This window comes from Allobosea sp. P1_B10 (genome assembly GCF_056406735.1).
Map to the genome: position 1 here is coordinate 107020 of NZ_JBFTZP010000003.1, position 13641 is coordinate 120660.

Annotated in this window: 10 protein-coding genes; 7 read left to right on the forward strand and 3 right to left on the reverse strand. The window is 66.0% G+C overall.

What is annotated here, in order from left to right:
- The first annotated feature begins 86 nt into the window (after positions 1–86).
- Positions 87–1061, forward strand: a complete 975-nt coding sequence (locus tag AC1D2L_RS08000) for a ketopantoate reductase family protein (protein ID WP_476845324.1) — start codon at positions 87–89, stop codon at positions 1059–1061.
- Positions 1062–1079: 18 nt separating this feature from the next.
- Here the strand turns inward: AC1D2L_RS08000 and AC1D2L_RS08005 are convergent, their stop codons facing one another.
- Positions 1080–3095 (reverse strand): transcriptional regulator, encoded by a 2016-nt coding sequence (locus tag AC1D2L_RS08005; RefSeq protein ID WP_476845325.1) that lies wholly within the window; start codon positions 3093–3095, stop codon positions 1080–1082.
- A gap of 135 nt (positions 3096–3230) precedes the next feature.
- Here AC1D2L_RS08005 and AC1D2L_RS08010 point away from each other — a divergent pair, with 135 nt between their 5' ends.
- Positions 3231–4082 (forward strand): class I SAM-dependent methyltransferase, encoded by an 852-nt coding sequence (locus AC1D2L_RS08010; RefSeq protein WP_476845326.1) that lies wholly within the window; start codon positions 3231–3233, stop codon positions 4080–4082.
- Between the two features lie 93 nt (positions 4083–4175).
- On the opposite strand, the gene tcuB is transcribed toward AC1D2L_RS08010, so the two are convergent.
- Both tcuB and tcuA read right to left on the reverse strand, forming a co-directional pair.
- On the reverse strand, positions 4176–5360 hold the full coding sequence (tcuB, locus tag AC1D2L_RS08015) for a tricarballylate utilization 4Fe-4S protein TcuB (RefSeq protein WP_476845327.1): 1185 nt from the start codon (positions 5358–5360) through the stop codon (positions 4176–4178).
- The gene (gene tcuA, locus AC1D2L_RS08020) at positions 5357–6766 is read right to left on the reverse strand and encodes an FAD-dependent tricarballylate dehydrogenase TcuA (protein ID WP_476845328.1); all 1410 of its coding nucleotides are present in this window, start codon (positions 6764–6766) and stop codon (positions 5357–5359) included. Before tcuA ends, tcuB begins: the two co-directional genes overlap by 4 nt.
- 446 nt (positions 6767–7212) lie before the next feature.
- Here tcuA and AC1D2L_RS08025 point away from each other — a divergent pair, with 446 nt between their 5' ends.
- The 5 genes from AC1D2L_RS08025 to AC1D2L_RS08045 all read left to right on the forward strand — a co-directional run bounded on the left by AC1D2L_RS08025 (position 7213) and on the right by AC1D2L_RS08045 (position 13629).
- A complete protein-coding gene (locus AC1D2L_RS08025; RefSeq protein WP_476845329.1) occupies positions 7213–8238 on the forward strand; it encodes a GlxA family transcriptional regulator in 1026 nt (341 codons plus the stop codon).
- Between the two features lie 322 nt (positions 8239–8560).
- A complete protein-coding gene (locus AC1D2L_RS08030) occupies positions 8561–10132 on the forward strand; it encodes an ABC transporter substrate-binding protein (RefSeq protein ID WP_476845330.1) in 1572 nt (523 codons plus the stop codon).
- Positions 10133–10167: 35 nt separating this feature from the next.
- Positions 10168–11130: an ABC transporter permease gene (locus tag AC1D2L_RS08035; protein WP_476845331.1), complete on the forward strand. Its 963-nt coding sequence runs from the start codon at positions 10168–10170 to the stop codon at positions 11128–11130.
- A complete protein-coding gene (locus tag AC1D2L_RS08040) occupies positions 11127–11945 on the forward strand; it encodes an ABC transporter permease (RefSeq protein WP_476845332.1) in 819 nt (272 codons plus the stop codon). The genes AC1D2L_RS08035 and AC1D2L_RS08040 overlap by 4 nt, the downstream gene beginning before the upstream one ends.
- 7 nt (positions 11946–11952) lie before the next feature.
- Entirely contained in the window at positions 11953–13629 is a 1677-nt protein-coding gene (locus AC1D2L_RS08045) for an ABC transporter ATP-binding protein (RefSeq protein WP_476845333.1), read from the forward strand.
- The last annotated feature ends 12 nt before the right edge of the window (positions 13630–13641 follow it).

Here is a 13641-nt window from a genome sequence, read left to right on the forward strand (position 1 = left end):
CGGTATCGGGGCTGACCGGCACTGGGCCTACCGGCTCGATCGCGCCCGGCTATAATCGGCGCAGGCAGTCGAGGATGAGCGGAAGCATGCGCGTTGCAATCGTAGGGGCAGGGGCGATCGGCGGTGTCATCGCCTGGCATATGACGAAGGCAGGGCAAGCCCCCCTGATCGTGGCGCGGCCGCGGACGGCGGCGCTCCTGGCCGCCGAGGGGCTTACGCTGACCAACGGTGCAGGGACCGAGACCGTGGCGGTCAAGGTGACGTCCGATGCGGCGGCTGCGGGCGTCCAGGATCTCGTGCTGGTCGGCTTCAAGGCTCATGACTGGGGTAGCGGCCTCGATGCCGTGACGCCATTGGTCGGCCCGTCGACGATCGTGCTGCCGATGCTCAACGGCATCCCCTGGTGGTATCTCGACGGGCTCGGCCCGCACTTCGGCGATCGCACGCTGGCCGCGGTCGATGCGCAGGGCGCGATCGCCGCAGCGATCCCGACGCGACAGGTGCTCGGAGGCGTCGTCTATATCGGCGCGAACCGCCCTACGCCCAACGCGATCGACTGGAATGGCAGGAAGCGGCTGATCGTCGGCGAACCCCTCCGCGCCCAGGGCGACCGGCTGGGCGAGGTCGTGGCCCTCCTGCGAGCGGGAGGCATCGACGCCGAGGCTACCGACGATATCCGCTTCGAAGTCTGGCAGAAGCTTCTCGGCAATGCGGCCTATAACCCGCTTTCGGCCGTGACGGGTGCCGCGGTCGACAGGCTCGCGGGAGATCCGGCGGTTCGGGCCGTCGCCAAGGCGATCATGGCTGAATGCGTCGCGGTCGCTGCGGCGCTCGGCATCGAAAACCTGCCGGATCTGGAAGTGCGCCTCGAAATTCCGCCGACGCTTGTCGGCGTGAAGACCTCGATGCTGCAGGACATGGAGGCGGGCCGTCCGCTCGAACTCGGCGCGATTGCGGGCGCCGTGGCCGAACTCGGCCGCAGGACGGGCGTGCCCACACCCTTGATCGACTGCGTCGGCGCGCTTGCGGGCAGTGCCTGGCAGCAACGCTGGGGACAGTGACGGGCCACCTCGTCCACCTCAGCGCAGCCCGATCCTGCTCGCGCCGTCCCTGAAATGCCGTTCGCCCTCGGGCGAAAAGTGCATCGCGGTCAGGAAGTCCTCGATCCCGTAGTCGGGCAGGGTCTTGCGGATGGCGGCGAGGTTGGCCTTGGCTTCCTCGATCCTGCCCGCAAGCGCCAGCGAGAGGGCCGCGATCGCAAGGATCTGGGCATGGGCGTTGGGCCGCGCGGCGGCCTTCACCGCCCAATCCGCGGCGTCCTCGAACCGGCCGAGGCGCACCAGCGCCATCGCCCGAGCGCCCAGCATGCCAAACAGCATGGGGTCGAACGGGCTCAGCGCGCGGGCGCGATCCGACGATGTGATCGCCATCGCCGCGTCGCCGGCCTGCGAATGCACGAAAGACAGAGCGTAGTGGCCTTCGAAATTCGGGCTGAGGTCGACAGCCTGCTCCAGCTCCGCGATCGACTGGTCATGGCGGTCGCGCAGCCAGAGCGCCCGGCCCATGGCCCAATGCGCAGCGGGATCGCGATCATCCGCGAGCAGGCTTTGCCCTGCGGCCTCGAACGCATTGTCGATATCCTGTTCGCGCCGATTCCAGCCCTGGAACGCGTTCTGGAAATGGGTGAAGGACAGCCCGGCATGGGCGCGCGAGAAGGTCGGGTCGAGCCCGATGGCTTGTGTGAAGAAGTGCTTCGCGAGGTCGTTGTCGGCCTTGTTGAAGCGGTACATGTGCCAGAGGCCGCGATGATGCGCCTCCCAGGCATCGAGGGAACTGGGGTGCCGCAGGATCGCCCGGTTGCGCTCTGCCATCTCGATCTCGCTGGCGATCGAGGCGACGATCCGGTTTCCGATCTCGTCCAGGACGAGCAGGGCCTCGTCGCTTCGCTGGTTGAAGTGTTCCGCCCACAGGATTCGTCCGCTGCCGGTCTCGACGAGCTCGACCGAAAGGCTCAGCCGTTGCTCGCTCCGGCGCAGGGTGCCGCTGAGTAGATAGTCCACGTTCAGCATCCGGGCGGCGTCGGTCGGCGCGATGCGCTGGTCGCGGAGGGCTAGGATGCTCCCGGGCGCGATCACGAACAGGCATCGCAGCTTGGCAAGCCGGGTGATCACGTCATGGGCGAGCGGGCCGGATATCCCGGTCGGCGAGCCTGAGAGCTCTGCCTGGTCGATGAAGGGCATCACCGCGATGGAGGCGCGGCGCGGCGCCGTCACTGGCGGCCCATCGAGCGGAGTCTCGGGAGCGGGCGAGATCGCGGCGGCGATCCCCGTCCCGCCTTCGGCGCGCGTTCGCGCCCCGCGCCATGCCTCGCGCAGGGGAGCGCTGTCGAGCCCCTCGGCCTCGAACAGGGGGATCGCGGCGGCGAGATGATCATGGCCCTCCCGGATGCGGCCTGTCTCGGCAAGCATCCGCAGGAGGCGTTCATGCGGCTTCAGCTCGAAGGGCGAGAGCGTCAGCCATTGGTCGAGATAGCCGGCGGCGGCCTCTGCCGGCAGCTGGTCGACGAGTTGCTCCAGCAGCGTTGCGTGGCAGGTCCTGAAACGCCGGCGCTGCATTGCCAGCCATTGCTGGAAACCGGGACAATGATCGAGCTCCAGCCCCTCCAGGAAATCGCCGGAAAACAGGTCCACGAGCGCTTGCAGCGAGGCGGTCCCAGACTGCGCCGCGTCCCGCCGCTGGGCTTTCAGGATATGCAGCGCGTCGACCGTGCAGCCATCGAGGTCGATGCTGATTGCGTCGGCCTGCGTCGACAGTCTGCGGTGCTCGGGCTCGTCGATGAAGCGCCTGATCTTGCTCAGGCACCAGCGCAGCTCGCCGCGCGGATCGTCGGGCACCTCCCAGAACATCTCGCACAGATGGCTGCGCGGCTGCGGTCGTGGCGCCAGATAGGCGAAGAGCGCCCGGGCCTTGCGGGAGGCCGGCAGGGCCAGCTGGCCGGCGCCGCGACGCAGCGACAGCGGGCCCAGCAGGCGCACGCAGAGTTGCGTGCCAGCAGGGTCTCCCTCTCGCTTGCTCGTTTCCACGGGCATGTCCATGCCGGCTCCCACGGATGAACCCATGGGCACGACCTACAGTCCCGGCCAGGGCGCGATGCCGGAGACCGGCCGCGCCGCTACGCCTGGCCGATGGAGGCCAGCTTACCACTACCGGCTCGTGAAAAGGAGATAGCGATGTTGAGCTCTTCCGCGGCGACGCAGTCCCAGCCCGTAGCACAGCCTGTCGACTATGCCGCCATCAAGGCCCGACAGCAGGGCGCCTGGTCGTCGGGCGACTACGCCGTCATCGGCACCACCCTCCAGATCGTAGGCGAGGAGCTCTGCGAGGCGCTCGACCTGCGCGCCGGCCAGGCGGTGCTCGATGTCGCGGCGGGCAACGGCAATGCCAGCCTCGCCGCTGCCCGCCGCTGGTGCAATGTGACCGCGAGCGATTATGTGCCGGCGCTGCTCGACCGCGCCCGCCAGCGCGCAGGCGCGGACGGATTGGAGATCGGCTTTCGCGAGGCCGATGCCGAGGCCCTGCCATTTCCCGACGAGCAGTTCGACGTCGTGATGTCGACATTCGGCGTGATGTTCACGCCCAACCAGGACAAGGCCGCGGCAGAGCTGCTGCGCGTCTGCCGCCGCGGCGGCAAGATAGGCCTGGCCAACTGGACCCCGGAGGGCTTCGTCGGCCAGCTCTTCAAGACCATCGGCAAGCATGTCCCGCCACCTGCAGGCCTGCGCTCGCCGGCCCTGTGGGGCACGCAGGCGCGGCTGTCGGAACTGTTCGAGCCCGCATCGGTCTCGCTGCGGGTGTCCACGCGGAACTTCGTCTTCCGCTACCGCTCACCGGAGCATTGGCTCGAGATCTTCCGCTCCTATTACGGTCCCGTTCTGAAGGCCTTCGCCGCCTTGCCGCCCCCGGAGCAGATGGCGCTCGAACGCGATCTGCTTGCGCTGCTCGCGCAGTTCAACCTATCAGGCGACGCCACGATGGTCGTCCCGAGCGAGTATCTCGAGGTCGTCATCGTCCGGCAGCGGTGAGGCCCGCGCGTCCGGCTGGTTGACACTGCCCGATCGCAACCCCGCAGCATCCCGGCGGGCTGCGGTCGGGCAAACCCGGTGGTCCCTCAGCCGCTATTTCGCGGCGGCTGCCAGTTCCCGGTGGCGTTCCTTCGCGGCCCGGACCAGGGCCAGGAAGCGATAGATGCCGTGCATGAACTTGCCATAGGGCATGGTGACGAAGAGCGCGAAGACCACGCCGAGATGCAAAGCCAGCAGCAGCCCCATTGCCGGCGTCGCGCGCAGCACCAGCAGCGCAAGGCCGGTGACGCCGGTGAGCAGCAGCATCAGCAGGAAGGCGACATCCATCCCCAGTGGAGTGCCCTCCCGCAGCGACGGGTCGCGCCGCCATTTCTCGGCCAGCAACCCGATGGGCCCGACCGTCAGCCCGATTCCGCCGGCTGTGCCGAGCAGCACCGGCAGGTCGTACCAGGGATACGGCGCCTGCATCGCCATGAGGTAGTGGTAGGCGGTTGCCGTCGAGGTCGAGGCGAAGCAGAGCATGAAGCCGTAGAAGGTCAGGTGGTGGTAGAGCCGGCGCCGGTCGCTGGGGCGCTCGCTGTCGTTCATGCAGCCCGATTTGCCGCCGTCGAGATAACGCAGGCTGCCGGCGTCCTTGAACGCCTGCCAGAGCGAGCCGGGATCCCGCAGCGTGGCCTCGGGCTCGCCGATATCGCGCCAGAAAGCGCGCACACTCATGCCGATGGCAATGATGCAGTAGAGCGAGACCAGACCGAAGATCGCCACCATCGTGTTGTGCGGCATCAACCTGTAGAAGGCGCCGGGGCCGGTATGGACGCCCAGCAGCACTGCCGGGTCGTTCCAGGCGACGAAGCCTGCGATGAACGCCGCCACCGCGACGGCCAGCGCCAGGGCGATGAACAGGCCATTGCGCGCGAACACGCCAGCGAAAGCCTGCGGCCAGGCGTAGTGCGCGTAGGATTCGGTGCGAACCTGCGCGAGCGTGGCAGGCACATGGACCATATACTCGTGCGGCGGGGAGAACTGGCAGTCGTAATAGCAGGCGCCGCAGTTGTGGCAGAGATTGGCGAGGTAGTTCAGGTCGCCGTCCGAGAACGAGCGCCGCATTTCCATTGCCGGGAAGACGGCGCAGAGGCCCTCGCAATAACGGCAGGAGTTGCAGACGGTCATGAGCCGGTCCGCCTCGGCCAGCGCGGCGCTGCCGTGGTTGGGGGTGGAACCGCCGGTCCCGGCCGGACCTGTGCCCACCGTGTCCCGCAGGAATGCGAAATCGGTCATGTCAGCGCACTCCTGGCGGCTTCGCGTCCGGCAATGCGCCCGAAGACGGCGCCGATGGTCATGCCGATGCCCGCGGCGTAGCCCTCGCCCAGGACATTGCCGGCCATGATCTCGCCGGCTGCGAACATGTTCGGGGCACCGCTGCCATCGGCCATCTGGATGCGGGCCTCCTCGTTCACGCGCACGCCGAGATAGGTGAAGGTGATGCCGGGGCGCACCGGATAGGCATAGAACGGCGCTTCCACGATCGGCCGCGCCCAATGGCTCTTGGGCGGCGTCAGGCCCTCTGTCCGGCAATCGTCCAGGATCGTATCGTCGAAGGTGCCCGGCCTGACGGCGGCATTGAATGTTCCCACGGTCCCCTCGAGCGCGTCGGGGTCGAGCTCCAGCCGGGTCGCGAGCGCCCTGATGCTAGGCGCGCTGATCGGCGGATAAAGCGAGGGCATGAACAGCTGCAGCGAGGACGCGTCGAAGATGATGTAGGCGATCTGGTCGCGCTGGGCGGCGACCAGGCGCCCCCAGATGGCATAGCGCTTGGGCCAGATGTCCTCGCCCTCGTCGTAGAAGCGCTGCGCGTCGCGGTTGACCACGATGCCGAACACCACGCAATCGAGCCGGGTGATGATGCCGCCGTCGAATTTCGGCGCGCGCGCGTCGATCGCGACCGCATGGCATTGGGTGGGGTCGCCGACCTCCTGCGCGCCCTTGTCGAGCAGGAGCCGCAGGATCGTGCCCCGGTTGTTGCGGGTGCCGCGTATCAGGAAGTTCTCGGCCGCCTCGCCCCAATAGCGCTTCAGCCACTCGATGTTGGATTCGAAGCCCCCCGCCGCCGCCACCAGCGCTTTCGCATGAATTTTTTGGCCTGCGACCGTGACTGACCGGAACCGGCCGTCCTCGATCTCGATATCGGTGACCTCCGACTCATAGCGGATCTCGACGCCCAGATCCTCGGCAGTCCGGTAGAGCGCGTTCAGCATGGCGCGGCCGCCGCCGAGGAAGAACGAATTGGTGCGCCCGAGCGAGAGCGTGCCGCCCAAAGAAGGCTGCCAGCGCACGCCCTGCTGCTCGATCCAGCCCAGCATCGACTTGGATTCGCGGATCATGAAGCGGGCCAGGGGCTCGTCGGTCTTGCCCTTGGTGACCCGCAGCAGGTCGTCGAAGAACTCGTCCTCGCCATAGGGGCCCGACAGGCTTTCGGTCGCCGCGTCATGGGCGCAGCGCATATTGCGCGTATGGCGCGTGTTGCCGCCGCGCCAGAAGACGTTCGACAATTCGAGCACGAGCACCCGCGCGCCTTCGCGGCGGGCCGAGATGGCAGCACAGAGCGCGGCATTGCCGCCGCCGACGACGATGACGTCATAGGCGACCGCCTCGTCCTGTCGCGTGGGTGTCGAGGGCGCCGTCATATCAGAGACGCGCCGACATGGGTGCAAGGGCGCCGGGTGAGAGGGCGGGCTTGCGGGCGAGCGCGTATCGGGGGGAGGGGAAATCGTGATCAGGCATGACGGTCTTTGCAGCACGAACGCCCGATCGCATCAACCTCCGCATTTGCAGGCAGCCATGACTGTCATTGCCGAGGCGGCATGGTTCGGGCCAAGGCGAGCGAGCGCCGGCGCCCGCGGGCACCAAGGAGACGATGGTCCGCGGAGATAAGTGCAATTTGGCCATTAATCGATTTGCTGGCTAAGTAATTACTCTGACTTTTTCACCCATTCCGCCACATTGGGGCTCTAGCTGACCGATGCCCGACTCGATGGCGATTCCTTCCGGCCTGCTGTACGCAACGCGCTCAAGCCCCGAGCCTATTGCGTTGCCCAACAGCGTTCTGCGCGACGCTGCCGTGAGTCGATGGATGTATACGATCGCCTTCCTGCTGCTGCCTGAGTTCTCCCTTCTCGGCGCCGTCTCGGCCGCCGAGACGCTGCGGGTGGCCAACTCCCTCTATCCCGAACCGCCTTTCCGGTACTTCTTCGTGCACGATACGCAGACCAGCGTCGCATCGAGCTCGGGCATTCCGCTGCACGCGGAGATGCATGTCCGCGATCTCCGCGAATTCGATGCGCTCGTGGTCCTGTCGAGCTTTCGCCACGACAGCTACGAGAACGCCGAGACGCAAAGCCTGATCCGGCGCTTCGATCGCCATGGCAAGACGATCGGCTCGATCGAGAGCGGCGTCTACCACCTGGCAAAGGCGGGCGTTCTCAACGGCCATGTCGCCACGGCGCATTTCAACAACCTGCCCATGTTCGCGGAGATATTCCCGCAGGTGAGCTTCGTGAAGAAGGTATACACCTGGAGTGAGAAGCGCATGACCTGCGCCGGTGGTGCTGCGGCGACCGACATGATGCTCCACCTTCTCTCGGAGCGCCTCGGCAAGGCCGTGGCGGCGCGCGTCGCCAACATCATCATCTTTCCGTACCGCCGCGAGATCGGTGCGTATCAGGACGACCTGTTTACCTCTGCCTATAACGGCTTCCCTCAGCCAGTGCGGGAAGCCTGCCGGATGATGGAGGAAGCGATCCACCGGCCGCTCGACATCGAGGTCATCGCGGAGCAGCTCTCGCTGTCGCGGCGCCATCTCGACCGGCTGTTCGAGGTCGCCTTCAACTGCTCGACATTCGACTATTACCGCATGATCCGGCTGGCGAGGGCGCGCAAGCTGGTGAAGGCCACACGCATCGAGCTCACGACGATCGCGATGCGGTGCGGTTTCCGCTCCTATCCGCGTTTCCTCGAGCGCTACCGCGAGGCCTATGGCATCTCGCCTTCCGAGGACAGGGCGTCCGAATTGCCGCAGCCGACGCAGCCCGACAGGGTTTTGCCCCTCATGGACCTTCACCCCTACCAAAGCCAGCTCGATCCGAAGCGCATGGTCTGATCGTCCTTGGTTTCGGCTCATGCTCGACTCGCTACCCGCAATGTCCATATCGGGAACTTTGAATGTCCAAATCGAGCGTATCGGCGCCGTGTGGTTTTTCTAATGATGATCTGAGCTTGAATTTGATCTTTTCCACTTTATGCCAGTGAATACTTATTGATGCGCCGTCAGATGATATTTTGTTCCGCGCTTTAATGTATTCGGCGATATTTGCCCCAGGGAAAAACGGCTTCTTGTTCGCGGTTCGTCCAAATGGGCGAGCCCAATGACAAAACATGACATGCGAGCGTCAAAGACGCCGTCAAATGCGAGGGTGAACACAATGGCAGACGGATCGATGATGACCGGCGGTTTCCTGCCGGCGGGTGCTCTGACGCGCCGCGCCTTCAGCGCGGGCCTGCTCACCACAGGGCTGATCGCGGGTTCCGGTCGCGGCTTCGCACAGTCCGCGCCGAAGCGCGGCGGCACGGTGCGGCTGGCGCTGTTCCAGCAGTCGACCGGAGACACCTTCGACTCCGCGCGCTACGACAAGGGCAACGACTATATCCGGGGCACCAGCGTCTACAGCTACCTGACGCGCATGGACGACCAGGGACAGGCGCAGCCGGAGGTTGCGGAATCCTGGGAGCCGAATCCCGAAGCGACACGCTGGGTCTTCACGATCCGCAAGGGCATCACCTTCAGCGACGGCTCGCCGCTGACAACGGACGACATCATCTTTTCGCTGCTGCGGCACCGCGAGGACAAGGTCGCGTCCACCGCCAAGCAACTCGTCGGCAACATCGCGTCCGTAACGGCCGATGGGCCGAACAAGATCGTCGTCCAGTTGACCCAGCCCGACGTCGACCTGCCGGCGCTCGTCGGCATCTTCCAGTTCGCCCTGGTCAAGAACGGCACCTACGACTTCTCCAAGCCGATCGGCACCGGTGCGTTCACGGTCAAGGAATTCCAACCCGGCATCCGTACTGTGCTCGTGCGCAACGCCAATTTCTGGAAGCAGGGCCAGCCCTACATCGACCAGTTCGAGATGTTCCCCATCCCGGACGCGTCGGCGCGTGCCAATGCGTTGCTCTCGGGCGACGTCGACATGATTCTGGAATTGCGTGGCAATTCGATCGAGCAGGTCTCGAAATCGAGCAACGCCGAGGTTTTCGTCACCCATGGCGCGCGCTACACGGCGATCCAGGCGGCCGTTGACCGGGCGCCGTCCAACAATACCGACCTCGCGCTGGGCCTGTCGTACCTGATCGACCGCAAGCGCGTCCTCGACACGGTCCTGCGCGGCTATGGCACGATCGCCAACGATCATCCCGTCAGCCCGACCAGCCCCTATTTCAACGCTGCGTTGCCGCAGCGCGAACTCGACCACGACAAGGCCAAGTTCCATTTCGGCAAGTCCGGCATCGGCAAGAGCCCCATCGAGGTCACGATGGGGGACGGCGTGCTCTACAGCGTCGATATCGGCCAGTTGATGCAGCGCGAGGCGATGAGGGCCGGCCTCAACCTTCAGATCAAGCGCGAGCCCGCCGAAAGCTACTGGACGGCGGTTGCGGGCAAGCGCCCGTTCTTCGCAACCAACTTCCACCCGCGCCCGACGCTCAACATGCTGCTCAACCTGAGCTGGAAGAAGGGCGCGGCCTGGAACTTCTCGCATTACGAGAACGAGCGCGTCGAAAAGCTGATCGACATGAGCCGCGCCGAATTCGACCTCGCCAAGCGCAAGGAACAATACGGCGAGATCCAGTCCATCATCCACAATTCTGGGGCGATCATGCTTCCGGCCTTCATCAGCTACGTCGATGGCGTCTCGAAGAAGATCAAGGGCCTGACCCCGTCGCCGATCGGGAGCCTTGGCGGCTTCAACTTCACCGACCGGATCTGGATCGAAGCCTGATCCGCATCGCGCGGATTCCGAGGGGGTAACAAAGCGTGGCTAGTTTCATCGTCTGGCGGCTGCTGGCCACGCTGCTGCTGCTGTTCGTCGTCTCGCTGCTCGTCTTCTGGGCTTGCGAGATCCTGCCCGGCGACGTCGCGCAGGTTGCTCTGGGCCAGTATGCGACGCCTGAGAACGTCAGGGCCCTGCGGCTCGAGATGGGCTTGGACCAGCCCCCCTTCCAGCGCTATCTCTCCTGGCTGGCAGGGGTGGTCCAGGGCGACTGGGGCCGCTCCTTGGTGACCAAATCCTCGGTCAGCGCCCTTCTGTCCGAGCGCGTGGCAAACACGGCCGTGCTCGCCGGCGTGACTACGCTGATCGCGGTTCCGCTCGCCATCCTGCTCGGCATCGTGATGGCGATGTGGAATGGCCGCGCGCTCGATCGCAGCGCCTCGATCGTCGTGCTGGCCCTCTCCGCCACGCCGGAATTTCTCCTCGCGACGCTGCTGGTGCTGCTTTTCGCAGTCTCGCTCGGCTGGTTGCCAGCGGTCGCCTACCTCAGCACAGGCTCGAGCCTCGGCCAGACCGTGCGTGCCCTGCTGCTGCCGACGGCAAGCCTTGTCGTCGTCGTGACCGCCCAGATCGCGCGAATGACCCGGGCCATTCTCGGCAACATCCTGACGCAGCCCTATATCGAGATGGCCATTCTCAAGGGGGTGCACGGCCGCCGCGTCGTCGCCCGCCATGCGCTGCGTAACGCGGTCGGTCCGATCGCCAATGTGGTGGCTCTCAACACGGCCTATCTCGTCAGCGGCATCGTCATCGTCGAGACGATCTTCGCCTATCCTGGCCTGGCCCGGCTGATGATCGATTCCGTACAGTCGCGAGATCTTCCCGTGGTCCAGGCCTGCGCCATGATCTTTTGCGCGACCTATGTGCTCCTGATCCTCCTTGCCGACATCCTGGCGCGGGCCTGCGACCCACGCTCCCTTCCGCAACGCCCAATGGACGCGATATGACCGGCGCCTCTCACTCTCGGCGCCTGTCGCCGACGCTGGTTGCGAGCAGCGCGATCCTGCTGATCTTCTTGCTCATCGCGTTGGTCTCGCTCGTGGCTCTGCCGCAGGACCCGTTCGACTTCCTCACAGACGAGCCGTTCAGCCCGCCTGCGGCTGGCATGTGGCTTGGCACCGATCATCTCGGACGTGACGTGCTCTCGCGCCTGATGGACGGAACCCGCATCACGCTGTTCATGGCGCTGAGCGCGACGCTTCTCGCCCATGTCATTGGCGATACGCTCGGCCTGCTCGCTGCCGCGCGCGGCGGCCTCGTCGACACCGTGCTCAGCCGCATCGTCGATGTGATCCTGGCCCTGCCGAAGATCATCGTCGGGCTGGTGGTCGTCGCCGCCCTGGGGTCCTCCATATCGGTCATCATCGGTATCGCTGCGGTGGTCTATTCGGCCGGCGTGTTCCGGATCGCGCGTGCGCTGGGCAACGACCTCAAGGAAATGGACTACGTCAAGGTGGCCCGCTCGCGCGGCGAGGGCATGGGCTGGATCCTGTTCGGCGAGATGTTGCCCCATGTCATGCGGCCGCTGGCGACCGACTTCGCCATCCGCGCCAGCTTTGCGATCCTCTTCATGAGCAGCCTCAGCTTCGTGGGCCTGGGTGTTCAACCCCCGATGGCCGACTGGGGCGGCATGGCGCGCGAGAATCTCGGCGGCCTCTCGACCAATCCCCTTGCGGCCATCGGTCCTGCGATCGCGATCGCACTGGTCTCCATCGCCCTCAACATGCTCGTCGACTCGCTCGACGGCGATGCGCGGCATTGAGGCATCCATGAGCAACACCATCCTCACCGTCGACAACCTGTCGATCGCAACCACGAGCGGAACCACCGTCCTAGACGGCGTCTCGCTGCAGGTGTCCCGGGGCGAGGTGCTGGCTCTGATCGGCGCGTCAGGCTCCGGCAAGACGACGCTCGCGCTCGCGGCCATGGGCCATCTGCGGCCCGGCCTCAAGCCGGCCGGCGGCACGCTCCACCTCGACGGCGTGGAGATGCTGACGGCTTCGCAAACCGTCCTGAACCGGATGCGTGGCAAGACCGCAGCTTACATCGCGCAGAGCGCGGCGGCGGCGTTCAACCCGCGGCTCCGCCTGGGTGACCAGGTCGTCGAGGCCGCGCTGCTGCATCGCAGCCAGTCGCCGGAGAAGGCGCGCTCCCGGGCGCAGGAACTGTTCCGCTATCTCAGCCTGCCAACACCGACGCTGATCGGTTCGCGCTTCCCCTATCAGGTGTCCGGCGGTCAGCTTCAGCGCTTCATGATCGCGATGGGCATGCAGGAGGAGCCGCTGCTGCTTGTCTGCGACGAGCCGACAAGTGCCCTGGACGTCACCACCCAGGTCGAGGTGATGCGGTTGCTCAAGCAGGTCATCGCCGACAACAACACCGCGGCGCTGTTCGTCAGCCACGATCTCGCCGTCGTCGCCCAGATCGCCACGCGCATCGCCGTGATGCGAGGGGGGCGCATCGTCGAGGTCGGCGAGACCCGGCAGATCATCGAGGCGCCGCGCGAGGCCTATACGCGCGAACTGATCGCCGCCTGCCAGCATCTTTCACTTCATGCGCTGGCGCAGACCGCGCCGCGACCGGCCTCCGGGGCCACACCCGCACTGTCGGTCAAGGGCGTCACGGCGGGATTCGGCAAGGTCAGCGACGGCAAGCCGCAGATCACCACGCTGCAGGCTGTCGACCTGTCGGTCGGCAAGGGCGAGATCGTCGCGGTCATCGGCGAATCCGGCTCGGGCAAGACGACTTTGGCACGGGTGATCGCGGGACTTCATGCGCCGGCATCGGGAACGGTTTCGCTGAACGGCGAGGCCCTCGCAGGGCTCGATACACGACGCACGGCCGCGCAGCGCCGGCAGATACAGCTTGCGCTGCAGATGGCCGATACGGCGCTCAACCCGAAGCACAGCTTGCGTCGCATCCTCGGGCGCGTGCTCTCCTTCTTCCATGGGCTGAAGGGCGAGGCGGCCGAGGCCCGGATGCGGGAGTTGCTGGCGATGGTCAGCCTGCCCGCCCATTATCTCGACCGCTATCCGACCGAGATTTCAGGGGGCGAGAAGCAGCGCGTCAACCTGGCGCGTGCGCTGGCCGCGGAGCCGGAGATCCTGATCTGCGACGAGATCACCTCGGCGCTCGATACCATCGTGGCGGGGCAGATCATCGCCCTCGTCAAGCGTCTGCGCGACGAGCTTGGCCTGACGATCATCTTCATCAGCCACGACCTCGCCACCGTCGCATCGATCGCCGATCGCGTCACCGTGCTGCGATATGGCCGCGTGGTCGAGGCGGGCGAGAGCACCGCCGTGCTCAGCGCCCCGCGCAATGCCTATACGCGCCTCCTCGTCGCCTCCGTTCCCGAGCTCAGGCAGGGCTGGCTCGAAGACGCAGCCGCCATCAGGGCGACACTCGCCGGCGAACTCGAAACCTCACGCCCAAGCGCTGCCTGAACCAGCCCAAAC

Bases quoted from the DNA above. Each gene is read 5' to 3' on its own strand.
- AC1D2L_RS08030 (WP_476845330.1), top strand. From the start codon at position 8,561: ATGGCAGACGGATCGATGATGACCGGCGGTTTCCTGCCGGCGGGTGCT.
- AC1D2L_RS08010 (WP_476845326.1), top strand. From the start codon at position 3,231: ATGTTGAGCTCTTCCGCGGCGACGCAGTCCCAGCCCGTAGCACAGCCT.
- AC1D2L_RS08045 (WP_476845333.1), top strand. From the start codon at position 11,953: ATGAGCAACACCATCCTCACCGTCGACAACCTGTCGATCGCAACCACG.
- AC1D2L_RS08025 (WP_476845329.1), top strand. From the start codon at position 7,213: ATGTATACGATCGCCTTCCTGCTGCTGCCTGAGTTCTCCCTTCTCGGC.
- AC1D2L_RS08040 (WP_476845332.1), top strand. From the start codon at position 11,127: ATGACCGGCGCCTCTCACTCTCGGCGCCTGTCGCCGACGCTGGTTGCG.
- tcuB (WP_476845327.1), bottom strand. From the start codon at position 5,360: ATGACCGATTTCGCATTCCTGCGGGACACGGTGGGCACAGGTCCGGCC.
- AC1D2L_RS08000 (WP_476845324.1), top strand. From the start codon at position 87: ATGCGCGTTGCAATCGTAGGGGCAGGGGCGATCGGCGGTGTCATCGCC.
- AC1D2L_RS08005 (WP_476845325.1), bottom strand. From the start codon at position 3,095: ATGGACATGCCCGTGGAAACGAGCAAGCGAGAGGGAGACCCTGCTGGC.
- tcuA (WP_476845328.1), bottom strand. From the start codon at position 6,766: ATGACGGCGCCCTCGACACCCACGCGACAGGACGAGGCGGTCGCCTAT.